This is a genomic window from Stenotrophomonas sp. YJH_SMC_6 (assembly GCF_059371335.1).
On the sequence record NZ_JCAFUM010000005.1, the window covers coordinates 35,478 to 61,575 of the forward strand.

21 protein-coding genes are annotated in these 26,098 nt (G+C 66.8%); 13 read left to right on the plus strand and 8 right to left on the minus strand.

Going from position 1 to position 26,098, the window contains the following annotated elements; genetic code table 11:
- The first annotated feature begins 62 nt into the window (after window positions 1–62).
- Window positions 63–2,891, plus strand: a complete 2,829-nt coding sequence (locus tag AC5P9N_RS06690; RefSeq protein ID WP_495223820.1) for a valine--tRNA ligase — start codon at window positions 63–65, stop codon at window positions 2,889–2,891.
- A 149-nt stretch (window positions 2,892–3,040) separates the two neighbouring features.
- Window positions 3,041–3,862 carry an EamA family transporter gene (locus AC5P9N_RS06695; RefSeq protein WP_099474660.1) on the plus strand — a complete coding sequence of 274 codons (822 nt, stop codon included), beginning with the start codon at window positions 3,041–3,043 and terminating at the stop codon, window positions 3,860–3,862.
- Between the two features lie 104 nt (window positions 3,863–3,966).
- Here the strand turns inward: AC5P9N_RS06695 and rimI are convergent, their stop codons facing one another.
- Genes rimI through pssA form a run of 3 tightly spaced genes read right to left on the minus strand, consistent with a single transcriptional unit; the run spans window position 3,967 to window position 5,749 of the window.
- A complete protein-coding gene (rimI, locus tag AC5P9N_RS06700; protein WP_099474662.1) occupies window positions 3,967–4,464 on the minus strand; it encodes a ribosomal protein S18-alanine N-acetyltransferase in 498 nt (165 codons plus the stop codon).
- Window positions 4,461–4,976 carry a hypothetical protein gene (locus AC5P9N_RS06705; RefSeq protein ID WP_099474664.1) on the minus strand — a complete coding sequence of 172 codons (516 nt, stop codon included), beginning with the start codon at window positions 4,974–4,976 and terminating at the stop codon, window positions 4,461–4,463. Before AC5P9N_RS06705 ends, rimI begins: the two co-directional genes overlap by 4 nt.
- Window positions 4,973–5,749, minus strand: coding sequence for a CDP-diacylglycerol--serine O-phosphatidyltransferase (pssA, locus tag AC5P9N_RS06710; RefSeq protein WP_005408007.1), 777 nt, complete (start codon window positions 5,747–5,749; stop codon window positions 4,973–4,975). Before pssA ends, AC5P9N_RS06705 begins: the two co-directional genes overlap by 4 nt.
- Before the next feature lie 80 nt (window positions 5,750–5,829).
- Here pssA and AC5P9N_RS06715 point away from each other — a divergent pair, with 80 nt between their 5' ends.
- The 3 genes from AC5P9N_RS06715 to AC5P9N_RS06725 all read left to right on the plus strand — a co-directional run bounded on the left by AC5P9N_RS06715 (window position 5,830) and on the right by AC5P9N_RS06725 (window position 9,206).
- A complete protein-coding gene (locus AC5P9N_RS06715) occupies window positions 5,830–6,204 on the plus strand; it encodes a DUF4124 domain-containing protein (RefSeq protein WP_005408006.1) in 375 nt (124 codons plus the stop codon).
- 692 nt (window positions 6,205–6,896) lie between these two features.
- Window positions 6,897–8,600, plus strand: coding sequence for a proline--tRNA ligase (locus AC5P9N_RS06720; protein WP_012479095.1), 1,704 nt, complete (start codon window positions 6,897–6,899; stop codon window positions 8,598–8,600).
- Window positions 8,601–8,822: 222 nt separating this feature from the next.
- Window positions 8,823–9,206, plus strand: coding sequence for an H-NS histone family protein (locus AC5P9N_RS06725; RefSeq protein ID WP_005408004.1), 384 nt, complete (start codon window positions 8,823–8,825; stop codon window positions 9,204–9,206).
- Between the two features lie 80 nt (window positions 9,207–9,286).
- On the opposite strand, the gene AC5P9N_RS06730 is transcribed toward AC5P9N_RS06725, so the two are convergent.
- Window positions 9,287–10,546 carry a threonine/serine exporter family protein gene (locus AC5P9N_RS06730; protein WP_005408003.1) on the minus strand — a complete coding sequence of 420 codons (1,260 nt, stop codon included), beginning with the start codon at window positions 10,544–10,546 and terminating at the stop codon, window positions 9,287–9,289.
- A gap of 93 nt (window positions 10,547–10,639) precedes the next feature.
- Between AC5P9N_RS06730 and AC5P9N_RS06735 the strand changes: the two genes are divergently transcribed.
- From AC5P9N_RS06735 to AC5P9N_RS06750, 4 genes are read left to right on the plus strand one after another with little or no spacing between them, the layout of a single operon-like run.
- The gene (locus tag AC5P9N_RS06735; RefSeq protein WP_005408002.1) at window positions 10,640–11,761 is read left to right on the plus strand and encodes an ABC transporter permease; all 1,122 of its coding nucleotides are present in this window, start codon (window positions 10,640–10,642) and stop codon (window positions 11,759–11,761) included.
- A gap of 1 nt (window position 11,762) precedes the next feature.
- Entirely contained in the window at window positions 11,763–12,590 is an 828-nt protein-coding gene (locus AC5P9N_RS06740; RefSeq protein WP_049450006.1) for an ABC transporter ATP-binding protein, read from the plus strand.
- Window positions 12,591–12,593: 3 nt separating this feature from the next.
- A complete protein-coding gene (locus tag AC5P9N_RS06745) occupies window positions 12,594–13,520 on the plus strand; it encodes an MlaD family protein (protein WP_033835489.1) in 927 nt (308 codons plus the stop codon).
- Window positions 13,517–14,158 (plus strand): ABC-type transport auxiliary lipoprotein family protein, encoded by a 642-nt coding sequence (locus AC5P9N_RS06750; RefSeq protein WP_005407999.1) that lies wholly within the window; start codon window positions 13,517–13,519, stop codon window positions 14,156–14,158. Before AC5P9N_RS06745 ends, AC5P9N_RS06750 begins: the two co-directional genes overlap by 4 nt.
- A gap of 4 nt (window positions 14,159–14,162) precedes the next feature.
- Here the strand turns inward: AC5P9N_RS06750 and AC5P9N_RS06755 are convergent, their stop codons facing one another.
- On the minus strand, window positions 14,163–14,750 hold the full coding sequence (locus AC5P9N_RS06755) for an alpha-ketoglutarate-dependent dioxygenase AlkB family protein (protein ID WP_099484612.1): 588 nt from the start codon (window positions 14,748–14,750) through the stop codon (window positions 14,163–14,165).
- A 125-nt stretch (window positions 14,751–14,875) separates the two neighbouring features.
- Here AC5P9N_RS06755 and AC5P9N_RS06760 point away from each other — a divergent pair, with 125 nt between their 5' ends.
- Window positions 14,876–16,936, plus strand: coding sequence for a glycoside hydrolase family 99-like domain-containing protein (locus tag AC5P9N_RS06760; RefSeq protein ID WP_099484611.1), 2,061 nt, complete (start codon window positions 14,876–14,878; stop codon window positions 16,934–16,936).
- Between the two features lie 10 nt (window positions 16,937–16,946).
- Here the strand turns inward: AC5P9N_RS06760 and AC5P9N_RS06765 are convergent, their stop codons facing one another.
- The gene (locus tag AC5P9N_RS06765) at window positions 16,947–17,579 is read right to left on the minus strand and encodes a CoA transferase subunit B (RefSeq protein ID WP_099484610.1); all 633 of its coding nucleotides are present in this window, start codon (window positions 17,577–17,579) and stop codon (window positions 16,947–16,949) included.
- A gap of 1 nt (window position 17,580) precedes the next feature.
- Entirely contained in the window at window positions 17,581–18,312 is a 732-nt protein-coding gene (locus AC5P9N_RS06770; protein WP_099484609.1) for a CoA transferase subunit A, read from the minus strand.
- Between the two features lie 157 nt (window positions 18,313–18,469).
- Between AC5P9N_RS06770 and AC5P9N_RS06775 the strand changes: the two genes are divergently transcribed.
- The 3 genes from AC5P9N_RS06775 to AC5P9N_RS06785 all read left to right on the plus strand — a co-directional run bounded on the left by AC5P9N_RS06775 (window position 18,470) and on the right by AC5P9N_RS06785 (window position 24,645).
- A complete protein-coding gene (locus AC5P9N_RS06775; protein WP_099484608.1) occupies window positions 18,470–21,787 on the plus strand; it encodes a DEAD/DEAH box helicase in 3,318 nt (1,105 codons plus the stop codon).
- A gap of 96 nt (window positions 21,788–21,883) precedes the next feature.
- Window positions 21,884–23,230 (plus strand): phosphohexomutase domain-containing protein, encoded by a 1,347-nt coding sequence (locus AC5P9N_RS06780; protein ID WP_076739444.1) that lies wholly within the window; start codon window positions 21,884–21,886, stop codon window positions 23,228–23,230.
- Between the two features lie 11 nt (window positions 23,231–23,241).
- Window positions 23,242–24,645 carry a mannose-1-phosphate guanylyltransferase/mannose-6-phosphate isomerase gene (locus AC5P9N_RS06785; protein ID WP_099484607.1) on the plus strand — a complete coding sequence of 468 codons (1,404 nt, stop codon included), beginning with the start codon at window positions 23,242–23,244 and terminating at the stop codon, window positions 24,643–24,645.
- A gap of 52 nt (window positions 24,646–24,697) precedes the next feature.
- Here the strand turns inward: AC5P9N_RS06785 and AC5P9N_RS06790 are convergent, their stop codons facing one another.
- A complete protein-coding gene (locus AC5P9N_RS06790; protein ID WP_143568537.1) occupies window positions 24,698–25,993 on the minus strand; it encodes a hypothetical protein in 1,296 nt (431 codons plus the stop codon).
- Window positions 25,994–26,098 lie beyond the last annotated feature (105 nt).

Sequence of the window (26,098 nt, forward strand, 5' to 3'; positions counted from 1 at the left end):
GCCCCCTTGATGGGCCGCCGCCGCGCCCTGATCCTTCAACGATTACCTCCTGGTTCCCCCGCATGACCCAACTCGCCTCCAGCTACGACCCGAAGTCCTTCGAGACCGACCTCTACGAGGCCTGGGAGAAGGCCGGCCACTTCAAGCCGTCCGGCACGGGCGAGCCGTACACCATCCTGCTGCCGCCGCCGAACGTGACCGGCACGCTGCACATGGGCCATGCGTTCCAGCAGACCCTGATGGACGCGCTGGTGCGCTACCACCGCATGCGCGGCTACGACACGCTGTGGCAGGTCGGTACCGACCACGCCGGCATCGCCACCGAAATGGTGGTCAGCCGCAACCTGGCGCTGGAAGGCAAGGGCGAGACCCGTGATTCGCTGGGCCGCGAAGGCTTCATCGGCAAGGTCTGGGAGTGGAAGCAGCAGTCCGGCGATACCATCGAGCGCCAGATGCGCCGCCTCGGCACCTCCGCCGACTGGTCGCGCAGCACCTTCACCATGGACCCGCAGCCGTCGGCGGCAGTCAACGAAGCCTTCGTGCGCTGGTACGAGCAGGGCCTGATCTACCGCGGCCAGCGCCTGGTCAACTGGGACCCGGTGCTGAAGACCGCCATTTCCGACCTGGAAGTGGAGAGCGCCGAGGAAGACGGCTTCCTGTGGTCGATCGCCTACACGCTGGATGAGGGCCTGAGCTACGAGCACGTCGAGCGCGATGCCGACGGCGTGGAAACCCTGCGCGAAACCCGCGACTACCTGGTGGTCGCCACCACCCGCCCGGAAACCCTGCTGGGCGATACCGCGGTGATGGTGCACCCGGAAGACAAGCGCTACGCGCACCTGATCGGCAAGAGCGTGGTGCTGCCGCTGACCGGCCGCCGCGTGCCGGTGATCGCCGACGACTACGTGGACCGCGCGTTCGGCACCGGCGTGGTCAAGGTCACCCCAGCGCATGATTTCAACGACTACGAAGTGGGCGTGCGCCACAGCCTGCCGATGATCAACCTGTTCACCCCGGTGGCAGCGCTGAACGAAAACGCGCCGGAGCGTTTCCAGGGTCTGGACCGCTACGCCGCGCGCAAGGCCGTGCTGGCCGAACTGGAAGACCTGGGCATCCTTGTCGAGACCAAGGCGCACAAGCTGCAGGTGCCGCGCGGTGACCGCACCGGCCAGGTGATCGAGCCGTACCTGACCGACCAGTGGTTCGTGAAGATGGACGACCTGGCCAAGCGCGGCCTGGAACTGGTCGAGAATGGAAGCATTTCCTTCGTGCCGCCGAACTGGATCAACACTTACCGCCACTGGATGAACAACATCCAGGACTGGTGCATCAGTCGCCAGCTGTGGTGGGGCCACCGCATTCCGGCGTGGTTCGACGAAGCCACCGGCAGCTGCTACGTCGGTCGCAGCGAAGAGGAAGTGCGGGCGAAGCACAACCTGGGCAGCGACGTGGTGCTGAACCAGGAAAGCGACGTGCTGGAGACCTGGTTCTCCTCGCAGCTGTGGCCGTTCTCCACCCTGGGCTGGCCCAACGAGCAGGCCATGGCCGAGCGCGGCTTCGACCGCTACCTGCCGTCGTCGGTGCTGATCACCGGCTTCGACATCATCTTCTTCTGGGTGGCGCGCATGATCATGGCCACCGACAACCTGGTCGGGAAGATCCCGTTCAAGGACGTCTACTTCACCGGCCTGATCCGCGACGGCCAGGGCCAGAAGATGTCCAAGAGCAAGGGCAACGTGCTCGACCCGCTGGACATCATCGACGGCATCACCATCGACGACCTGGTCGCCAAGCGCACCGGCGGTCTGATGCAGCCGAAGATGGTTGAGAAGATCGAGAAGGCCACCCGCAAGGAATTCCCGGACGGCATCGCCGCCCACGGTGCCGATGCGCTGCGCTTCACCATCGCCGCGCTGGCCACCCACGGCCGCGACATCAAGTTCGACATGAACCGCGCCGAGGGCTACAAGAACTTCTGCAACAAGCTGTGGAACGCCAGCCGCTTCGCGCTGATGAACACTGAGGGCGCGGCGTTCACCGGCGTGCCCAAGCCACGCACAGATGCCGAGCGCTGGATCCTCGCGCGGCTGGCGGCCACCACCGCCGAAGCGCAGGGCCACTTCGCCGCCTACCGCTTCGACCTGCTGGCGCAGTGCCTGTACGAGTTCGCATGGAACGCGTTCTGCGACTGGTTCCTGGAACTGAGCAAGCCGGCGCTGAACGGTGCCGACGCCGCCGATGCCGAAAGCACCCGCCACACCCTGCTGTACGTGATGGAAGCGCTGCTGCGCCTGCTGCACCCGCTGACCCCGTTCATCACCGAACAGCTGTGGCAGCAGCTGGCCCCACGCCTGGGCCTGGCCGAAACCACGCTGTCGCTGCGCCCGTATCCGACCGCCGCCGAGTTCGAAGGCGATTTCGCCCAGGCCGAGGCCGACGTGGAATGGCTGAAGGCGGTGATCAGCGCGGTGCGTCGCGTGCGCAGCGAACTGAACGTCGCCCCGTCCAAGCTGGTGCCGCTGCGCCTGCAGGCCGGCCTGGAACAGGACCGCGTGCGCATCGAACGCTTCAGTGCCTCGCTGTCGTTCCTGCTGAAGCTGGACAGCATCCAGTGGCTGGCCGAAGGCGAAAGCGCACCGCCAGCCGCCGCCGCGATCGTCGGTGAACTGAAGCTGCTGGTGCCGCTGGAAGGCCTGGTCGATCTCGATGCCGAGCGTGTGCGCCTGGACAAGGAAATCGCCCGCGTCGAAGCAGAGAAGGAAAAGAGCGAGGCCAAGCTGGCCAAGTTCACCGACAAGGTGCCGCCGGCCGTGGTCGAGCAGGAACGCGTGCGACTGGCCGACTGGAACACCCAGCTGGCCGGCCTGCGCGAGCAGCGCGCGAAGCTGTAACGCCGCGCTCTGCTGCGTGCCAACCAAGGTTGGCACCTACCCTGCCTCGCTCTGGTGGGTGCAGACCTTGGTCCGCACTGAGCGATGTGCCAACCAAGGTTGGCACCCACCAGACCCGGAACATTTCCCCGGCATGGCATCATCGCCCGATGCCTCTTTCCATCTTCCTGCTGGTCCTCGCGGCTGCGGCCCTGCACGCCAGCTGGAATGCAATCGTCAAACGCGGGCCGGACAAGTTCCTCGGCACCGTGCTGGTCACCGGCAGCGCCGCGCTGCTGTCGGCGGCCGCCCTGCCCTTCCTACCGTTCCCGGCCGCGCACAGCTGGCCCTGGCTGGCTGCATCCGTGCTGCTGCAGGTGACCTACTACGGCCTGGTAGCACGCTGCTACCAGCAGGTCGACATGAGCCTGGCCTATCCGCTGATGCGTGGCAGCGCGCCGATCCTGGTTGCGCTGGCCGGCACCCTGCTGGGCGAGCAACTGCCACCTGCCGCGTGGCTGGGCGTGGTGCTGGTGAGCACCGGCATCCTGTGCATGGCACTGGGCGCACGTGGCGGGCAACTGCGCCTGCCACTGCTGACCGCGGCAATGATCGCCACCTACACCCTGGTCGATGCGCAGGGCGCGCGACAGTCCGGCAGCGCGCTCAGTTACACGCTGTGGCTGTTCCTGCTGTCGGGCATTCCACTGCCCCTGTGGGCGCTGTACACCCGGCGCGGCGCGGTGTTGGCCTATGCGCGCCAGCACTGGCCCCTGGGCCTCGCCGGTGGTGTCGGCACCACGGCGTCCTATGCGATGGCCTTGTGGGCGATGACCCAGGTCCCCGTCGCGATGGTCTCAGCGCTGCGTGAATCATCGATCCTGTTCGCGCTGTTGATCTCGGTGTTCCTGCTGCGCGAGCGGATCCCGCGTGCGCGCTGGCTGGCAGCGGCGCTGATCGTCGGCGGTGTGTTGGCACTGCGGCTGGCGTGAGAAAAGCGTGCCAACCAAGGTTGGCACCTACCACGGCAGGTGACGTGTCGATGACAGCGGAGATCCACCGGTAGTGCCGGCCGCTGGCCGGCAACCCTTCTCCGTTACAGCGGCGGCATCGTCTGCAGGTCGCCGTCGACCAGTTCGATCGCCATCACCACCGCGTCTTCGCGGCCCTGTGCGGCCGGGTAGTAACGTGGACGGCGGCCGATCTCGTTGAAACCTTCGCTGTGGTACAGGGCCAGCGCAGGTGTATTGGACGGACGCACTTCCAGGAACACGCGGTGCGCACCCCGGTTGCCCGCCAGCTGCACCAGTGCGCGCAGCAGTTGACGACCCAGCCCACGCGACTGCGCCAGCGGATCGATGCAGATGTTCAATACATGTGCCTCATCGGCGGCAATGCTGAGCACGCCGTAGCCGATCAGCTGGCCATCGCGCTCCATCGCCAAGCCGGGATAACCGGCACGCAGGCAATCAACGAAGATGCCGCGGGTCCAGGGGAACGGATACCCACGCACTTCAATCGCCATCACCGCATTGAGGTCGCTCTCGCGCAGTGCGCGCAGGCTGACCGGACCGGGCTGGCTGACCGCGCTCATGCGCCGCCCCGCTTGCGCAGGGCCCGCAGCTGCGGCCACAGCGCGCGCTTGGCCGCCGGGTCCTGGCGCAGTTGATCCAGCGGCCAGCTGTCCATCAGCGCCTGCGTGGCCGGATCGTTGGGATTGCAGCCGGAGGCACGCAGCAACGCGATCTGCAGGCGATCCGGCAGCCGCACCACCGGTTGCCGGGCATTGACACCCGGCAGCGGGCGGGCAGCGGCGGGCGCGGTGTCCGGTGCGCTGACCGGGGTCTCGCGACGCGTAGGTGCCGGGCGTTCCTGGCGGGAACCCGGTGTGGCTTCAACCGGAGGCTCGCGCGCGGGTGCGATTGGTGCCCGCACCTGCTCCACCGCTGGCGCGGCAGTCGCATCGGCTTCGGCTTCGGCCACGCTCAACTGCAGCGCGGCATCCAGCTCCGCAGCCAACTGGCCGTCGTGATAGACGGTATAGCCCATGGCCTGCAGCCAGGCCTGCTGGGCCGGTGACCACAGCACGGGCAGTTCCTGGCTCACGCGGCCTCGGGCTTCTTGCGCAGGCGCTGCACGGCCCACATCACCGGGCCGGACAAGGCGTACAGGATGCCGACCGCGAACAGCACGCGCGGCAGGTCGATCACCGCGATGGCGATGGCGACCGGCACAAGGGCCAGCACCAGGAACGGCACGCGGTCGGAACGGGTGCCCTTGGCGCCGCCACCCTTGAAGCTCCAGAAGCGGATACGGCTGACCATCAACAGCGCCGCGACGATCGTCACCGCCAGCGCCACGTAGCGCAGCTGGTTGCCGTCCCAGCCCAGGTTGCCATCGGCGAAGGCCCAGACGAAGGACATCATCAGCCCGGCCGCGGCCGGGCTGGCCAGGCCGACGAACCAGCGTTTGTCGACCACCGCGACCTGGGTGTTGAAGCGGGCCAGGCGCAGCGCCGCGCAGGCGGCATACAGGAAGGCCACGGCCCAGCCGACGCGGCCGAGCAGCGGGTCATCGAACTTCAGCCACGACAGGGACCAGTGGTACATCACCAGCGCCGGGGCCATGCCGAAGCTGACCAGGTCGGCCAGCGAGTCGTACTGGACGCCGAACTCGCTACTGGTACCGGTCAGGCGCGCCACGCGCCCGTCCAGGCCATCCATCACCGCCGCCACGAACACGGCGATGCTGGCATTGACGAAATCCCCGTTGGCCGCGGCGATGATCGCGTAGAAGCCGGCGAACAGGCCGGCGGTGGTGAACAGGTTGGGCAGCAGGTAAATCGTGCGCGAACGCGGCGGCGGTGTGATCGGGTCCATGGAATCCAGTTTAATCGACTTGCCAGTGCTCGGCGCCAATGCTGCAATCGGCGTTCTACGCCCATTCCGCGGAGTTTGCCATGCGTGCCCTGTCCTGCCTTGGATGCCTGCTGCTGTTGGCCAGTGCCAACGCCGTGGCCGGCCCGGTCTATAAATGGAAGGACGCCCATGGCGTGACCCAGTATTCGGAGACCCCGCCGGCGGGCAAGAAGTTCGAGACCCGCGAGCAGGCCCGCACCCCGCAGGCCGCGGCCAGCGCCGAAACCCCGGCCGCGCCGGTGCCGGAGCAGTGCAGCACCGCCCGTGCCAACCTGGCCCTGCTGGAAGGCTCCGGCCAGGTGATGCAGGACACCAATGGCGACGGGAAGGCCGATACCGCGTTGACTGCGGAACAGCGCAGCGCGCAGAAGGGATTGGCGGAGGCCGCCATCAAGGCTTACTGCCCGGCAGAGTGAGGGTTATCGGCAGGGCTTGCAGCCCTGCACCTGCTTCAAGCAACGGCAACGTCAAATGCCAAAGCGGCTCTGGTTTTCTACTGGTTTGGCGGGGCGGTGTGGGCTGGCAGGACACGCCGTAAACCCCCCTTCCGGGGTCCGGCCCAGCCGCTGGCGGCTGTGCGTTCGGGCGCTTGCGAAGCAGTGCTTCGCAAGCAAAGCGCCCTCACCCCTGGGGGCTCGATGGCGCCATCCATGGCGCCAACGGTCCTGCCAACCCACACCGCCCCACCCCCGACAGGTTCCTGGTGACGGTGGTAGATCCACGCCATGCGTGGATGAAATCTGTCAGATCTCGAATTGAATCCGGGGTCAGATCCGTTTTCCTACGGAAAACGGATCTGACCCCAGGAGCCATTCCGACAGCTCGCAGGAAACTGTCGAAGGCGGGGTGGGTCCGGTTGCGGGAGTGTCCGCGGCATGGATGCCGCGGCCAAGCCCCGGGGGTCACTTCAGGGATGGGTTTACGGCGTCTCCCGCAACCGGACCCACCCCGCCATCCCACGGGAAGCTCGCTGTTGCTTCGACAGTTGCTTCTGAGGTTGCCGGCCAGCGGCCGGCACTACTGCGGGTGCAGGGCGCAGCCCTGCCGATACCCCTCTCCCCGGCCGGGCTGGCAGAATAGGCGTCTCTGCCGTTATCCGAAGCCGACGATGCGCCTCTCCCAGTTCCACCTGCACACCACCAAGGAAACCCCCAGCGACGCCGAGCTCACCAGCCACCGGCTGATGCTGCGCGCGGGCATGATCCGCAAGCTGGCATCGGGCCTGTACACCTGGTCGCCGCTGGGCCTGCGCGTGCTGCGCAAGGTTGAACGCATCGTGCGCGAGGAAATGGACCGCGCCGGTGCCGTGGAATTCCAGATCCCGACCATCCAGCCGAAGGAACTGTGGGAGCAGACCGGGCGCTGGCAGAAGTTCGGCCCGCAGCTGCTGAAGATCAAGGACCGCAAGGACCAGGTGTTCTGCTACAGCCCGACCGCCGAAGAAGCCGCCTGCGACTTCGCGCGCAGCGAGCTGTCCAGCTACAAGCAGCTGCCGGTGAACTTCTACCAGGTGCAGACCAAGTTCCGCGACGAGATCCGCCCGCGCTTCGGCGTGATGCGCTCGCGCGAGTTCCTGATGAAGGACGCCTATTCGTTCCACCTGCACGATGAGTGCCTGGTGCGCGAATACGAGAACATGAAGTCGGCCTACAGCCGCATCTTCACCCGCCTCGGCCTGGACTTCCGCATGGTGCAGGCCGACTCCGGTGCGATCGGTGGTGATGCCTCGCAGGAATTCCACGTCATCGCCGATTCCGGCGAGGACGCGCTGGTGTTCTCCACCGGTTCGGACTACGCCGCGAACATGGAAGCGGCGATCGCCGCCGATCCGGCACCGCGCGCGGCTGCCAGTGAAGCCATGCGCAAGGTCGACACCCCTACCCAGAAAACCTGCGAGGACGTCGCGGCGCTGCTCGGCATCGAGCTGCAGCGCACGGTGAAGTCGGTGGCGCTGATCGCCGGTGAAGGCGAAGCACAGCAGTTCGTGCTGGTGCTGGTGCGCGGCGACCATGAGGTCAACGAGATCAAGCTGGCCAAGGTCGCCGGCCTGGACGAGCAGCGCTTCGCCAGCGAGGCGGAAATCGCCGAGTACCTGGGCAGCGTGCCGGGCTTCCTCGGCCCGGTCGCCCCGGCCAAGGCCATCCGCGTGGTCGCCGACCGCGAAGTGGCCGCGATGTCCGACTTCGTCGTCGGCGCCAACGAAGTCGGTTTCCACCTGGCCGGGGTCAACTGGGGCCGCGACCTTCCGGAACCGGAAGTGGCCGACATCCGCAACGTGCGTGCCGGTGACCGCGCGCTGGACGGTGGCGAACTGAAGATCGCCCGTGGCATCGAAGTCGGCCACGTGTTCCAGCTCGGCCGCAAATATGCCGAAGCGCTGGATGCCACCGTGCTGGACGAGAACGGCAAGGCGGCGGTGATGGCGATGGGCTGCTACGGCATCGGTATCTCGCGCGTGGTGGCTGCCGCGATCGAACAGAACCATGACGATGCCGGCATCATCTGGCCGGACGCGATGGCGCCGTGGCAGGTGGTGGTGTGCGTGATCAACCCGAAGGGCGACGCCGCCGTGGCCGATGCTGCTGCCAGCCTGCTGCAGGAACTCCGCGACGCCGGCCTCGATGCCGCGCTGGACGACCGTGGCCTGCGCCCGGGCGCGATGTTCGCCGACATGGAACTGATCGGCATTCCGCACCGCGTGGTGGTGAGCGAGCGCGGCCTGGGCGCCGGTACCTACGAGTACCGCTCGCGCCGCGCCAGCGAAGCGGAAAGCCTGGACAAGGCCACCCTGCTGCAGCGACTGCAGGGCTGATCAGGAGAAGACCGGGGCACGCCCCGGTCTTTTTTTGCCTGTCGCCCAGTTGAGCAATATTGCAGCGGACATAATCCGGTCAAAATCGACGCAATGCAGCCGGGATGCTGCCAGGCCATGACCCGCCTGCATTTGTGCTGTGATTAATTCATCTTTATTCTGTCCCGCGACGCCATGGACTGGCTCGTCCCGTCCACATTTTAGTTTCCGGAGTAACCGTAAATGAGCATTGACCTGACCGGCCTGTCGGCACGCGAGCTGGGCGCCCTGATCCGTACCGCCAAGAAGCAGCAGACCATCGTCGCCAAGCGCCGGCCAATCACCAAGGTCCGGGCCCAGCTGACCAAGCTGGCCAAGACCGAGGGCTACACCATCGAAGAACTGTTCGGCGGCGCCCCGGCCCCGCGCGCGCGCAAAGCCGCCCCGGCAGCCAAGGCACCGTCCAAGACCGCCGGCCGCAAGCTGGGCAAGGTTGCCCCGAAGTACCGCAACCCGGCCAACCCCAAGGAAACCTGGACCGGTCGTGGCAAGCAGCCGCGCTGGATGGCCGAGCTGACCGCCAAGGGCAACAAGAAGCCGGAAGATTTCCTGATCAAGAAGGCCTGAGGCCGGACCGGGATGCAATGAAAAACGCCGGCGGAAGCCGGCGTTTTTCATTCTTCGGTGTGCGGGCCAACGGTCCACACCTACAGGGTTTTGCGCGCCGGCATCAGCAGGTTGCCGAACAGCAGGCCGGCCACCAGCGCCATCACCACGTTGAGCACGGTGAGGAACACGCTTTGGCCCGCGCCAACGTCCTGCTGCTGGACCAGGGTCAGCACGCCGCGCAGGCTGGTGCTGCCGGGCACCATCATGATGATGCCGGGCAGGCGGATGATCGCTCCTGGGCGGCCAACGAGGCGGCCGAACAGATTGCCACCGGCGGTCAGCAACATCGCTGACAGGAAGATGCCGGCCGGCGCGCCCCAGGCGTGCCCGCCGAACTTGGAGATCGCGTAACCCGCCACCGAGGCCGCGATCACCCACGGGTAATCGCGCCGGTTGGCCTTGAACAGCATCGCGAAGGCGAATGCCGCGGTCAGCAGCGAACCCCACTCCACCCACGGCCCCTGCGGCCGCGTGGCGCGGATCACCGGGTCCAGGCCGAGTACATCAGCCAGGGTCACCGCGATCATCGCGCCCACGCTGAGCTTCATGATGGTGGTCAACGCGCCGGCGAAGCGCGCGGTACCTGAGACCCAATGCTGGCTGGCGAGTTCATTGACCGCATTGGTCAGCGACATGCCGGGCAGCAGCACCACCAGCGAGGCGATGATCACCGTGTTGAGGTTGAGTGCGCCAACAAAGGACGCGACCAGGGTTGCGACCATGCCGGCCAGCAGCGCCGCCAGCGCCTCGGCCGCTTCGCGGGTGGCCGGGCGACGGTCGGTGACCATGCCGAGCAGGCCGATCATCAGCCCGATGACACCGGCGGTGGCGATGTCCAGCCACGGCAGCTTCCACATGCCGGCCACGCCGGCCGCGCCGAGGGTGAATGAAAGAATGGTGCGCAGCTTGCCGCGCCGGCCCGGATCCTTGTCCAGCTGGCGCAGCGCGGTGTGGCCCTGGGCAATGCTCATCCGCCCGTTGGCCACTTCCTCGGCGATATGGTCGGCGACGCTGAGCTTGTGCAGGTCGTTCTCGCCGGGTGCCAGACGGATCACGCGGGTGATGTCGCTGGAGCCGATCGCCTGTGCCGGGTCGCTGAAACTGAGGATGATACCGGTGGGATTCGACCACGGTTCACAATCCAGATCGAGCTGGCGGGCCAGTGCCACCACTGCCGTTTCCAGGCGCTGGGCCGTGGTGCCGTAGCTGTGCAGGCGTCCGGCGATCTCGGAAACAAAGGCCACGCGCTGCGCGTAGGTGGCCTGGGGCGTGGGGATCGTGTGAGCGTCTGCGGACATGCGCCGTAGTATTACCTACTGCCGGGCCGCACTGGATAAATTCATCCGGGTTCGACGCGATGCCCCAGACAGAACGGTTATGCTGCGACCCGAATGGCCCAAGTGACCCCGAACCACGCCCCCCAGCTCGAACAGGATGCCCATGACCCGGGCCTGATCCGCCTGTCCGGCACCTGGACCTTGAAGACCGCGCTGGCCGCGGCCGAAGTCCTGCGCGGCGTTCCCGACACGCTGACCGGCATCGACGCCACCGGCATCGAGAAGATGGATTCGGCCGGCGTGCTGCAGGTACTGCGCGTAGCGCATCGCGCCGACCTTGGCGAGGATGCACTGCAGTTCCGGCCGGACCACCAGGCGCTGGTCTGCACCATCGAGGAAGTGGCCGACGACCGGCCCCGGCCCAAGCGCGATTTCGGCGTGCTGGCCGCGCTGGAACGGCTCGGTGTCAGCGTCCATGCCACTGGCCACAACATCAAGGCGCTGTGCAGTTTCCTCGGCGAGAACCTGGTCAAGGCAGCACGCCTGGTCAAGGAACCCCGTCGCTTCCGCCTGACCGCCACCGTGCACCAGATGGAGCAGGTCGGGCTGGACGCAGTACCGCTGGTGGCGCTGCTGTCCTACCTGGTCGGCGCGGTGATCGCCTTCCTCGGCTCGACGATCCTGCGCGACTTCGGCGCCGAGATCTACGTGGTCGAGCTGGTCAACATCGCCTTCCTGCGCGAGTTCGCGGTACTGCTGACCGCGATCGTGCTGGCCGGCCGCACCGCCAGTGCGTTCACCGCGCAGATCGGCGCGATGAAGGCGCGCGAGGAAATCGACGCGATGCGCACGCTGGGTCTGGATCCGATCGACCTGCTGGTGCTGCCACGCCTGCTGGCGCTGCTGGTCACCCTGCCCCTGCTGACCTTCATCGCGATGATCGCGGGCCTGGCCGGCGGCATCACTGTCGGCGCGTTCGACCTCGACATCCCGCCGCAGATGTACATCGCGCGCATGCACGAGACGATGGAAGTGCGGCACATGCTGGTCGGCCTGTCGAAGGCGCCGGTGTTCGCGCTGGTGATCGGCCTGATCGGCTGCCTGGAAGGGCTGAAGGTGGAAGGCACGGCGCAGTCGGTCGGCGAACGCACCACCTCCAGCGTGGTGCAGACGATCTCGCTGGTGATCATCATCGACGCCTTCGCGGCGTTGTGGTTCATGCACATGGACTGGTGACATGAGCACGCATCCGACTCCCGAAGCAATACCCATGCAGGACGGCGACGGCCACGACCTGGCCATCCGCGTGCGCGGGCTGGTCAACCGCTTCGGCAGCCAGACCGTGCATGAAGACCTGGACCTGGACGTGCGCCGTGGCGAGATCCTGGGCGTGGTGGGTGGCTCGGGCACCGGCAAGTCGGTGCTGATGCGCTCGATCCTGGGCCTGCGCACGCCCGACGCCGGCCAGATCGAAGTGCTGGGCCGCGATGCGCGTGCCGACGACGCCGAGAGCCGCCTGCACATCGAACGCAATACCGGCGTGCTGTTCCAGGACGGCGCCCTGTTCTCATCGCTGACCGTGGGCGAGAACGTGCAGGTGCCCTTGAAGGAACACCACCGCGAATTGCCCGAGCGCTGGCACTACGAGCTGGCGCTGCTGAAGGTGAAGCTGGCCGGCCTGCCCGCCGATGCGATCAACAAGCTGCCATCGCAGTTGTCCGGTGGCATGCGCAAGCGCGCCGGCCTGGCCCGCGCGCTGGCGCTGGACCCGCCGCTGCTGTTCCTGGATGAACCGACCGCAGGCCTCGACCCGATCGGTGCGGCCGCGTTCGACCGCCTGATCAAGACCCTGCAGGAGGCGCTGGGGCTGACCGTGTTCCTGATCACCCACGACCTGGACACGCTGTACGCCATCTGCGACCGGGTGGCGGTGATCGCCGACCGCAAAGTGGTGGCCAACGCGCCGCTGCCGGACATCGAGAAACTGGATCATCCGTGGATCCAGGAATACTTCCACGGACCGCGTGCGCGTGCCGCGCGCGGCGAACAGATCGAGAGTGCCTGAGCCATGGAAACCAAAGCCAACTACGTGCTGATCGGCGCGTTCACCCTGATCACCGGCCTGGCCCTGCTGGCCTTCGGCCTGTGGGCGGCCAAGTACTCCTCCGACCGCACCTGGCAGGAATACCGCGTGGTGTTCCGCGAGGCGGTGACCGGCCTGTCGGTGGGCAGCCCGGTGCAGTACAACGGCATCGCGGTCGGTTCGATCATCGAACTGAACCTCGTGCCGGACGACCCGCGCCAGGTGGTCGCACGCATCCGCCTGAACTCGACCACCCCGGTCAAGACCGATACCCGTGCCAAGCTGGCGATCACCAGCCTGACCGGCCCGTCGATCATCCAGCTCAGCGGCGGCACGCCGCAGTCGCCGGCGCTGACCACGGTCAACAAGGACCCGGCCCCGATCATCCCGACCACGCCGTCGGCGCTGCAGAACATCACCGACGTCGCCAACCGCATCGTCGAGCGCATGGACCAGATCCTCAGCGACCGCAACGTGGCCTCGATCAACGCGACGCTGGCCAACCTGGAGACGATCAGCGGCGGCCTGGCCGACCGTGACCAGGGCACGCAGGCGCTGCTGCTCAGCGCGCGCGATGCCGCCCGCAGTCTGGACACCACGCTGAAGACCACCAACGGCACCATCGAGCGCCTGGATAAAAATCTGGTGCAGCAGCTTCCGGGCATCATCGACAAGCTGGACGGCACGCTGGCCAAGCTCGACTCGGCCGCCGGCAACGCCGATTCGATCCTTGGCGAGAACCGCGCCGCGATCAACAGCTTCGCCAATGATGGCCTCGGCCAGCTGGGCCCGACGCTGACCGAACTGCGCGGCCTGATCCGCGACCTGCGCCGGGTCAGCGACCGCCTCGAGAACAATCCCGCGCGCTACCTGCTGGGCCGCGACGCACCGAAGGAGTTCGAACCCAAATGAGCCCGATGCCCCTTCCGCGCCTGCTGCTGGCCGCTTCGCTGGTCACCCTGCTGGGCGGCTGCTCCATCCTTGGCAGCAGCGAGAAAACCGCAGTGACGCTGTACTCGCCCGCCGTGCAGGTGAAGGCCGATCCGGCGTGGCCGCAGGCCAGCTGGCAGCTGGTACTGGCCAAGCCCAGCGCCGCACGCATGGTCGACAGCCCGCGCATCAACGTGCGACCGACGCCGTCGCAGCTGGAGATCTACAAGGGCGCCAGCTGGGCCCAGCCGGCCACCGACATGATCGAGGACACCCTGCTGCGCGGCTTTGAGGATTCCGGACGCATCCACGGCGTCGCCCGCAGCACCGCCGGCATCCGCGCCGACTACAAGCTGTCCACCGACGTGCGCCGCTTCGAGTCGGACTACCAGGGCCAGGCCACGCCGACCGTGGTGATCGAGGTCAACGCCAAGCTGATCCACGTCGCCGACCAGCGCGTGGTCGCCGACCGTACCTTCCGCCAGGCACAGCCGGTCGGCAGTACCGACGTGCCGGCGGTGACCGCCGCGTTCGAGCGCGGCCTGCAGCAGCTGGCGCAGGATGTGGTGGGCTGGACGCTGGTGAGCGGGCAGGCCGACCAGCCGACCGTCACGCGCTGATCGATCAGCGTGGCGCAATCCAGCGGAACGTCAGGTTGATCCGCTCGCCCTGCACGCGCGCCATCTTCGGCAACGCGTGCTGGTAATAACGCTGGGTCTGCCCGGCCATTACCAGCAGGTCGCCATGGCCGAGCAGGTACTCGGTCTTCTCCGCCGTATCATCACGCCGGCGTAGCAGGAAACGCCGTGCCGCGCCCAGGCTCAGCGAGGCGATCACCGGCGCCGGGCCCAGTTCGGGCTCGTCGTCGCTGTGCCAGCCCATGTAATCGCCACCGCCGCGATAGCGGTTCAGCAGTACGCTGTTGAAGCGGCCGAAGCCATCGTCCTGCAGGCGCTCGCGCATGCCCTGCAGGGACGGCGGCCACGGGTGCGGCACGAATTCTGCCCCCGAGAAGCGATAGCGCGCCTGCGGATCACCTATCCAGCAGCTCAACCGTGGCGAATCCACCCAGCTGCCGAACATGCGGATGCGATGCACCTCCCACGGCACGCCGGCTTGCAGATCGCGCTGCAAGGCATCGGCCTCGGCGGGAGACAGCCAGGCCGGGAGGTGGCGGACGTCGGCATCGGGAAGGTCGTGGGGGAACAGCATGGCGGCACAGTAGCACCTGATGGATTTGATGGATTTGCCGTTGCAGCGACGATTACCGGAAAATGGCTGCAGTCCCACCGTTGGTCCCGAATCATGCGCCGCCCCTCTTTTCCCAGGTTCCATCCATGAGCCACGCGGCGCCCGGCATCCGCCAGCTCACCTTCTCGGTCCTGCGCGCACTGTTCCGTGCCCTGCCGATGCCTGCGTCGCTGCGTGATCGGCTGCGCAACCGGGGCCTGGATCGCATTGGCAGCTGGAGTCCCCCTCCGCCGCGTGGTCGCATCGGCGCCGCTGCCGACGGTACCCGTCCACTGCAGCGCGCCGATGAACGGGCGATCGGCTACGCCGCCGAAGATGACGCGCCATTGCCTGCCACGCTGCCAGCTACGCTGGTGGCCTTCTATCTGCCCCAGTTCCATCCGTTCGAAGAGAACGATGCCTGGTGGGGCAAGGGCTTCACCGAATGGCGTAACGTCAGCCGTGCCCTGCCGCAGTTCGAGGGACATGTGCAGCCGCGCCTGCCCGGCGACCTGGGCTTTTACGACCTTCGTGTTGGCGAGACGCTGCGCGCGCAGGCGAAACTGGCCGCGGACCATGGCATCGGCGCCTTCTGCTTCTATTTCTACTGGTTCAGTGGCCACACGCTGATGGAGCAGCCCCTGCGCCAATGGCTGGCCGACAGCACGATTGAACTGCCGTTCTGCCTGTGCTGGGCCAACGAGAACTGGACCCGGCGCTGGGATGGGCGCAATCAGGATGTACTGATCGGCCAACAGCACAGTGCCGAGGATGACCTGGCGTTCATCGCCCACGTTGCCGATTACCTGCGCGACCGGCGTGCGTTGAAGGTCGAGGGACGACCGGTGCTGTTGCTGTACCGGCCGCAGTTGCTGCCCGATCCCAAGGCTACGGCGGCACGCTGGCGTGGCTGGTGCCGTGACAACGGCATCGGCGAGATCCATCTGGCCTATGTGCAGAGTTTCGAACGCCCGGATCCCCGCGATATCGGGTTCGATGCCGCAGTGGAATTCCCACCGAACATTGCCGCCCCGCGCCAGCTGAGCACCACGCAGTTCCTGCTCAATCCAGATTACGAAGGCGACGTGCGCGACTGGCGTGAGCTGGCGGCACAGATGCGCCGTGCACCGCTGGCGGACTATCCGTTGTATCCAGGCGTCAACCCGGGCTGGGACAACGAGGCGCGGCGGCCCGGGCGCGGACGCGTGCTGCTGCACGCTTCACCGCGTGGCTACGGCGACTGGTTGCACGACACGGTGCACGAGCGGCTACGCGATGTACCGCAGGCCCGGCGCATGGTGTTCATCAACGCCTGGAACGAATGGGCGGAAAGCGCTGTTCTTGAACCGGATGCCCGTCTCGGCCATGCCTGGCTGCAGGCCACCCGGCGCGCGCTGGTCCCCTCGCAGGCCGCTCCATCGCGTCCCTGCATCGTCATCCACGCGTGGTACCTGGATGCGCTGCCGGAGCTGTTGCAGGCGGTGAAGGACAGCGGGCTACAGGCACGCCTGGTCATCACCACCACAGGCGAGCGTCAGGCACAGGTGCAGTCGATCATCGATGCGGAGGGCCTGACCGCTGAGATCTGGGTCTACGACAACCACGGCCGGGACGTCCTGCCGTTCCTGCACGCCGCCGACCGATTGCTGCAGCAGAACGAATCGCTGGTGCTGAAGCTGCACACCAAGCGCTCCACCCACCGCGACAATGGTGACCAGTGGCGGCGCGAGATGGTCGATGCGCTGCTGGGCACTGCGCAGGCTGCGGCGAACCTGGCCCATCTGCTGGCAAATCCCAGCATCGGCCTGATGGCTCCGGCGGGCCACCTGCTGAAGGTAGCCGACTACATCGGCGGCAATGCGCAGCGCATGGAGCGGCTGTGGGCATTGCTGGGCCTGGACAGCGCGCCCGGTGACGGGCAGTTCGCGTCCGGCAGCATGTTCTGGGTACGCCTGCCGGCGCTGCGCCCGCTGCTCGATGCCCATCTGCTGCCGAGCATGTTCGACACTGAAGCGGGGCAGATCGATGGCACGCTGGCGCATGCCATCGAGCGTGCGACTGGAGCCGTAGTGTCCGCTGCCGGGTTCACCGTGGCCGACACCTCCGAGGTGGAAGGCGCTCCCCCGCGCGCTTCCTCCTCGGAATATGCTTACGCCCGAAAGCGCTGAGGCTCCGGCCTCAGCTGCGCGCAAACGCCACGCCGGTCTTCTCCTTCAGCTCATCGTCGCCCAAACCCGGCGCCGCTTCCACCAGCACCAGACCAGCATCGGTGACGTCGAACACGGCCAGGTCGGTGATGATGCGGTCGACCACGCCGACGCCGGTCAGCGGCAGCGTGCATTCGGCCAGGATCTTGTGCTCGCCGTTCTTGGCGGTGTGCTCCATCAGCACCACCACGCGCTGCACCCCGGCCACCAGGTCCATCGCGCCGCCCATGCCCTTGACCATCTTGCCGGGCACCATCCAGTTGGCCAGGTCGCCCTTGTCGGTGACCTGCATGGCACCGAGGATGGCCAGGTTGACGTGGCCACCGCGGATCATCGCGAAGCTGTCGTGGCTGCCGAAATAGCTGGCACCGGCGCGTGCGGTCACGGTCTGCTTGCCGGCATTGATCAGGTCGGCGTCCACTTCCGCGTCGGTCGGGAACGGGCCGATACCGAGCAGGCCGTTCTCCGACTGCAGCCACACGTCCACGCCTTCAGGGATGTGGTTGGCGACCAGTGTCGGCAGGCCGATGCCCAGGTTCACGTACGCACCATCGGTCAGTTCGCGGGCGGCGCGTGCCGCCATCTCGTCACGGGTCCACGCCATGTCAGTTGCCCTCCGCGCGGATGGTGCGCTGTTCGATGCGTTTTTCAGGATGCGCGTTGTGCACGATGCGGTGCACGTAGATGCCCGGCAGGTGCACCTGGTCCGGATCGATGGCACCGACCGGTACCACCTCCTCCACCTCCACGATGCAGATCTTGCCGGCCATCGCACAGGCAGGGTTGAAGTTGCGCGCGGTCTTGCGGAACACCAGGTTGCCGGCCTCGTCGGCCGTCCACGCCTTGACCAGCGCCACGTCGGCGCGCAGCGCGGTTTCCATCACGTAGTGCTTGCCGTCGAACTCGCGGGTTTCCTTGCCTTCGGCCACCACCGTGCCATAGCCGGTGGCGGTGAAGAACGCCGGAATACCCGCACCGCCGGCACGCAAGCGCTCGGCCAGGGTGCCCTGCGGATTGAATTCCAGCTCGAGCTCACCGGCCAGGAACTGGCGCTCGAACTCCTTGTTCTCGCCCACGTAGGACGAAATCATCTTCTTGATCTGCCGGGTTTCCAGCAGCTGGCCCAGGCCGAAGCCATCGACCCCGGCATTGTTGGAGATCACAGTGAGCCCTTTGGCACCACTGTCGCGCAGCGCGGCGATCAGGGCCTCGGGAATGCCACACAGGCCGAAGCCGCCCACGGCCAGCGTCTGGCCATCGGCGACCACCCCTTGCAGGGCCTCCGCCGCACTGGCGAAGCGCTTACTGCGCTTGCCGGTGGAAGTCGATTGCTGCATTGCTGTACTACCCTGCACGTTGAGGATGACGGCATTCTAGCTGGAGGGCGGCGAAGGGCCTGGATGCGCCGCAGCATTGCACGGGCATCGCACTGGGTTCCGTAGAATGCCCGGTTCCCCTGCCATGGCCGGCCCCGTGCCCGGCCCACCCTCGTTGATGGCCCAGACCTACACCGAAGAAGACCTGCTCCGCTGGATGGACGCGTGGACACTGGAAAAGAGCGAACGTTGCCTGTCCGGTGTCCGCAACATGCATCTGACCAGTGGAATGCTCATCGCCGAAGTGAAAGGCTCGGCCAGATATCCCTACCGGGTGGAAATCGATCTGGAAGCCAGCCTGCGCCATCCTCGCAGCCGCCTGCAAAGTGAATGCTCGTGCCCTGTCGGCCATCACTGCAAGCACGTGGCAGCCGTGCTGGTCGCCCACATGCTGGACGCAGCAGACCTGGGCGATGACGATCCAGCGTCGGAGCACGAACCGGTCCAGTCGCCACGCCGCGAACTGCTGGAACAGCTGTCACGCTGGCAGTCCGTCAGAACCCAGCCTCCCCGGTCACGTAGAAGCGGCATCATCTTCGAGCTGTCCACGTTCAATCACCGGCCTTCCATCCTGCTCCGCCGCGTCAAATACGCCCTCGACGATACGATCGAGTTCGACAAGTGGCAGGAAATCACCCCTCAGCTGTTGCTGGAACCGCCCGCCTACCTGACGCAGGCCGACCTGGCCGCGGTGGCGCAGCTGTGGGCCCTGCATCAGTCGGTAAAACCGCCGGAGTGGTTCGACGTCGGCACGATCCTGCAGTCGATCGTGTCCAGCGGGCATGGCTGGGTGTCATGTGGCATGCATGATCGCGTGCCGGCCAGGCCCGGCGCACCACGTCGCGGTACGTTGGGGTGGAGCGCAGAGACGACTCACGGCAGGTTGCTGCTGGCGCCGACACTGAGCGTGGAAGGCGATGCGGACGGCCTCGTACTGGGATCTAGTGCCGGTTACCTGGATCCGGTCTCCGGTGAAGTCGGCCTTCTCTTGCTGGACGTCAAGCCGGAGGACGCGGACGCGTTTCTCGCCCTTCCCCACCTGCTCCCCGATGAGGAACCGATCGTGGCGCAACTGCTGCAACAGATCGACCCCGCGCTGCCGCGCCCCGGTGCAGGCGACACACTGCCTACGCTGCAGATCAGCGCCATGACCCCCGTGCTGCGCCTGCATACGATCAAATTCCGGCCGCCGTGGCTCGGCCCCCGCGACCCTTCGCAATGGGCCGATATCGCAACCGTGGCCTTCGAGTACGACGAGCACGTGCGGTTCCTGGATGATCCGAGCCTGTTCGCCCACGATCCGGAGGGCCAACTCGCACTGCTGCCCCGCGACCTGGGTGAGGAATCACGGCGCGAGGCCGAGCTGCGCACGGTGGGCTTGCATCGCGACACGGCTCCGCGGGCGCCACTGGAAGGCGCCGGCCCGCAGTTCCAGCTGCGTACCCATGACTGGACACGGTTCCTGCTGGACGACGTGCCGCGCCTGGAAGCCTTGGGCTGGAAGGTGGAGGCGGACGAGGATTTCCGCCATCGCATCACCCGGGTGGAGGAGATCGACCTGGACATCCAGGCGGACCCGGAAGACGCGGGCTGGTTCAACCTGGGCCTGGACATCCAGGTGGAAGGCCGCGATGTGTCGATGGTTCCGCTGCTGCAGCAGGTGCTGCAGGCCGACCCTCGCTGGATGCGTGGCCAGCTGGATGACATCGGCGACGACGAGAACATCCTGTTGACGACGGGCGACAACACGCGCCTGGCACTGCGGGCCGCACGACTCAAGCCGATCATGGCCCTGTTGGCGGACCTGTTTACCCAGCGTGGCGCGCCGCTGCGCCTGTCTGCGCTTGACCGTGGCCGCCTGCAGGCGCTGCAGGACACTGCGCGCCTGCAGTTCCGTGGCCGCAAGGATACCCAGGCGCTCGTGCAGCGGCTGATGCAGGCACCCGCACCGAGCGAAGTACCGCCGCCGGCAGGGCTGGAGGCAACGCTTCGCCCCTATCAGCTCGAGGGCCTGTCGTGGCTGCAGTACCTGCGCCAGCAGGGCTTGGGCGGCGTGCTGGCCGATGACATGGGGCTGGGCAAGACTCTGCAGACCCTGGCGCATCTGCTGGTCGAGAAGGAAAGTGGCCGCCTGGACCAGCCGGCGCTGCTGGTGGTGCCGACCTCGCTGCTGCACAACTGGCAGAGCGAAGCGGCACGCTTCACCCCTGCCCTGCGTGTGCTGACCCTGCATGGACCGGCACGTGAAGCGCTGTTCGAGGCCATCCCCGAACACGATCTTGTACTGACCACGTACCCCCTGCTGTGGCGCGACGAGCAGGCGCTGCAGGCATATGCCTACCATCTGCTGATTCTGGATGAAGCCCAGCAGGTGAAGAATCCGAAATCACGCGCTGCCGTCACCCTGCGCACGTTGCAGGCCCGCCATCGCCTGTGTCTGACCGGCACGCCGCTGGAAAACCACCTGGGCGAACTGTGGACGCAGTTCGATTTCCTGCTGCCTGGCCTGCTCGGCACCGAGAAGCAGTTCAACCAGCATTGGCGCCACCCCATCGAACGCGGCAGCGACCATCGCCGTGCCCAGCTGCTGGCGCAGCGGTTGCGCCCGTTCATCCTGCGCCGACGCAAGGACCAGGTCGCGTCGGAGCTTCCGCCCAAGACCCTCATTACCCGTGCGGTCGAAATGGAGGGCGGCCAGCGTGATCTCTATGAAACCGTGCGTGCAGCGATGGAAAAGCAGGTGCGTGAGGCCATCAGCGGCAGCGGGCTGGCGCGCAGCCATATCGTGGTGCTGGATGCATTGCTGAAACTGCGCCAGGTCTGCTGCGATCCGCGCCTGCTGCCGGGCAACGCACCGGCACGGGCTGCAGGCTCGGCCAAACTGGATCTGTTGCGCGAGATGCTGCCGCCGATGGTCGAGGAAGGTCGTCGCATCCTGGTGTTCTCGCAGTTCACCGGCATGCTGTCGCTGATCGCGCAGGCGCTGGACGATCTGGGACTGGCCTATGTGACCCTGACCGGTGATACCCAGGACCGGGCCACGCCGGTGCAGCGTTTCATGCAGGGTGAAATCCCGGTGTTCCTGATCAGCCTCAAGGCAGGTGGCGTGGGGTTGAACCTGACCGCGGCCGACACCGTCATCCATTTCGATCCCTGGTGGAATCCCGCTGCCGAGAACCAGGCCAGTGACCGCGCTCACCGGATCGGCCAGCAGCAGCCGGTGTTCGTCTACCGGTTGATCACTGCAGGCAGCATCGAAGAGCGGATTGCCGAGCTGCAGGAGCGCAAGGCTCTGCTGGCCGAATCGATTCTCGAAGGCGGTGGCAGCGCCGGGCCGCGCTTCAGCGAAGAAGACGTGCAGGCACTGCTGGCGCCACTGCCGGGCCTGTCGGCCAAACGCACCCGCAGGCCGGGCCGGCGGCCGCCGCAGCACTGACCGGAACACCCAGTCAGGTAGCGTTTCCCGATGGAAACGATTCCCATACGGGACTGGGACTACAATCGAGGGCTGAGCTCACAAAGGATCTGATCGATGCCCCTGCCCGCTTTCAAGGCCTACGATATCCGCGGCCGTGTGCCGGAAGAACTGAACGAGGACCTGGCCCGCCGCATCGGCGTCGCCCTGGCCGCACAGCTCGCTCCAGGCCCGGTGGTCCTCGGCCATGATGTGCGCCTTACCAGTCCGGCACTGCAGGATGCGCTGGCCGCAGGCCTGCGTGGGACCGGCCGTGAGGTGATCGACATCGGCCTGTGCGGCACCGAAGAGGTCTACTTCCAGACCGATCACCTCGGCGCGGCCGGCGGCGTGATGGTGACCGCCAGCCACAACCCGATGGACTACAACGGCATGAAGCTGGTGAAGGAGAACGCGCGGCCGATCAGTTCGGATACCGGCCTGTTCGCGATTTCCGACGCGGTCGCCGCCGACACCTACGAGGCCCAGCCGCCGCGTGCCGGGCAGACCGCCCAGCATGACAAGCACGCCTACATCCAGCATCTGCTGAGCTACGTCGATGCCAGCAAACTGAAGCCGCTGAAGCTGGTGGTCAATGCGGGCAATGGCGGCGCCGGCGCCATCGTCGACCTGCTGGCACCGCACCTGCCGTTCGAGTTCATCCGCATCTGCCACGAGCCGGACGGCAGCTTCCCCAACGGCATTCCCAACCCGCTGCTGCCGGAGAACCGCGCCGCCACCGCCGACGCGGTGCGCGAACACGGTGCCGACTTCGGCATCGCCTGGGACGGTGACTTCGACCGTTGCTTCTTCTTCGACCACAGCGGCCGCTTCATCGAGGGCTACTACCTGGTCGGCCTGCTGGCCAAGGCGATCCTGGCGCGCCATCCCGGCGGCAGGATCGTGCATGACCCGCGCCTGGTCTGGAACACTGTGGACATGGTCGAGCAGGCCGGCGGTGTCGCGGTGCAGTGCAAGAGCGGGCATGCGTTCATCAAGGAAAAGATGCGGGCCGAGGATGCCGTGTATGGCGGCGAGATGAGCGCCCATCACTACTTCCGCGAATTCGCCTACGCCGACTCCGGGATGATTCCGTGGCTGCTGATCGCCCAGCTGGTCTCCGAAAGTGGCCGTTCGCTGGCCGACTGGGTGGAAGACCGGATGGCCGCCTATCCGTGCAGCGGCGAGATCAACTTCAAGGTGGACGATGCCAAGGCCGCAGTGGCGCGCGTGATGGAGCACTTCGCGGCGCAATCGCCCAGGCTGGACCACACCGATGGCATCAGTGCCGACTTCGGCGACTGGCGCTTCAACCTGCGCAGCTCCAACACCGAACCGCTGCTGCGCTTGAACGTCGAAGCGCGCGGTGACGCTGCGTTGATGCAGGCGCGCACCGACGAAATTTCCCGTCTGATCCAGCAGTAACCGAGGCCCGCATGAGCAGCATCCAGCCCGTCATCCTGTCCGGCGGATCCGGTACCCGCCTGTGGCCGCTTTCGCGCGAGGCCTACCCGAAGCAGTTCCTGCCACTGGCCGGCGAGCTGACGATGCTGCAGGCCACCTGGCAACGCGTCGCTCCACTGGCGGCGCGTGGCCCGCTGGTGATTGCCAACGAGGAACACCGCTTCGTTGCCGCCGAACAGCTGCAGCAGGTCGGCACCGAACCGGCCGCCATCATCCTTGAACCGGTGGGCCGCAATACCGCACCGGCCATCGCCGTGGCTGCGCTGGAAGCCACCCGGGACGGTGCCGACGCGCTGCTGCTGGTGCTGCCCTCCGATCATGTGATCACCGACGAGGCGGCCTTCCGCAACGCGGTGCAGGCCGCCGCCAGTGCCGCTGAAGCCGGCAAGCTGGTCACGTTCGGCATCGTACCGACCGGCCCGGAAACCGGTTATGGCTATATCAAGGCCGCTGATGGACAGGGCGTGCGCGCGGTCGAGCGTTTCGTCGAGAAGCCCGACCTGGAGACCGCTACCGGTTACGTCAGCAGCGGCCAGTACTACTGGAACAGTGGCATGTTCCTGTTCAAGGCGTCGCGCTACCTGCAGGAGCTGGAGCGCTTCCAGCCGGAAATGCTGGCTCGCAGCCGCCAGGCTTGGCAGCAGGCGCGCCGCGATGCCGACTTCACCCGCCTGGACAAGGATGCCTTCACCGCCGTGCCCTCGGACTCGATCGACTACGCGGTGATGGAAAAGACCGCCGACGCGGTGGTGATCCCGCTGGATGCCGGCTGGAACGACGTCGGTTCGTGGACCGCACTGCGCGATGTCTCGCAGCAGGACGGCGACGGCAACGCCCACCAGGGCGATGTGATCGCCATCGACTGCCGCAACACCTATGCCTATGCCCAGCGCCTGGTGGCCATGGTCGGCCTCGATGACGTGATCGTGGTCGAGACCGACGATGCGGTGCTGGTGGGCAAGGCCGACCGCATGCAGGAGGTCAAGACCGTGGTGGCACAGCTGAAGGCCGAAGGCCGCAGCGAGGCGACCTGGCACCGCAAGGTGTATCGCCCCTGGGGCGCCTACGATTCGATCGACAACGGCGAGCGCTTCCAGGTCAAGCGGATCACGGTCAAGCCCGGCGGCACGCTCAGCCTGCAGATGCATCACCACCGCGCCGAACACTGGATCGTGGTCAGCGGTACCGCCGAGGTGACCCGCGGCAACGAGGTGATCCTGCTCAGCGAGAACCAGAGCACCTACATCCCGCTGGGCGTGACGCATCGCCTGCGCAATCCCGGCAAGCTGCCGCTGGAACTGATCGAAGTGCAGTCAGGCAGTTATCTGGGCGAGGATGACATCGTGCGTTTCGAGGATACGTACGGGCGCAACTGACGCGGCGGCGCCTTCGACGGGCAGTCGGACATCGACCGCCCACCGGGCCCGCTCATCGGTCGCCGGGCGCCGGCCTGGCGGGATTCACCGGCAGGATCGCGCGCAGCTTCGGGTCGTCCAGCTGCGCCTTCAGCTTCCCCGCATCCGGGTACGGCAACTCGAACTCGCCCACCTGCAGCGCAGCCGGATCGCCGGTGACCAGATAGCGGATGACGTTTTCCTGCTGTAGCCGACAGGCCGCAGCGAACTCGCGGATCCTCTGGAAATCCTTGCCTACCTGGCTCAGCGGCGCCACCACCACCAGCAGCGCGAAAAGGACCACGGCGGTACGCGCGGCGCCACGCATCCGCGACGCCGGCAGCAGGTTCCAGAGCCGCAGTGCGAACCAGGCGTTGGCGAACAGCCCAGGTACGAACAGTTCGGTATAGCGCGACGCAGGAACACGCATCTCATGGCCGCGTCCGTAAGCGATCGCCACGCCCTGCAGCGCCGTCCAGATGCACAGGCCCGCCATCACCAGATCGGTTCTGCTCGCCTGTCGACGCAGCAGCATGCGCGCAATCATCACCGCGCCGGGCAACCAGACGATGATGACCGCCCAGTTCGAGCGCGCCGGCCATGCCAGCGCATGCGTCGCCGCCAGCAGCAGCTCGGCCAGCGACTGTGCGCGCAGCATGCCGTGGCCATCGATGACCGGAATCACGCGATAGGCAACGACAGCCAGAACGGCCAGTACCGCCGTCGCGCAGAGTGCCGGGGCACGCCTGCCCGGCAGGCACAGGCAGGCGATCAGGCAGGTGATGCCGACCGCGACGGCGGTCAGCATGCCCGAGGCCATGGTGGTGGCGGCCAGCACGCTCAGCGCGGTGGATGCCAGCAGCGCCGGAATGCGCTGGTGGTGCCGCGCGGCCAGCCCAATGGCAACGATGCTGGACAGGATCAGAAAGTAGAACTGGCTCTGGAACCCGACCAGGAAGTTCTGCCAGGCAAACGGCAGGACCGACATGAGCAGTGCGAAGGCGACGAGCAGTCGGCGTCCGTTGGCCGCTGCGGCGTCACGCAGCGCGTACCAGACCAGCAGCGCTGGAATGAAGCAGAACACGAGCGCGCTGATGCGCGCTTCGTAGACGTTGTTCCACTGCCCGGTGACCAGATAGGACACCAGCGCAACCAGGCGCGTCGGCAGGATGCGATGCTCGTTGTGCGGCGTCAGCAGCGTGCTCCACTGCAGCGTCCCGTTCAACCAGGGCTGCAGCGCGGTGGCACCCTCGCCGTCCCACTGGTCCCAGAAAGGCATCGGCGTGCTGAAGAACTGCACGTAGAGCAGGCGCGCCAGCAGTGCGGTCACGGCCACACCTGCGGCCACAGCCAGTGGGGACCCTCCCTTCCTTGCGACCGGCGCGGTGGACACTCTGCTCATGAAATCCTTCTCGTCGACGATGAATGCGCCGCG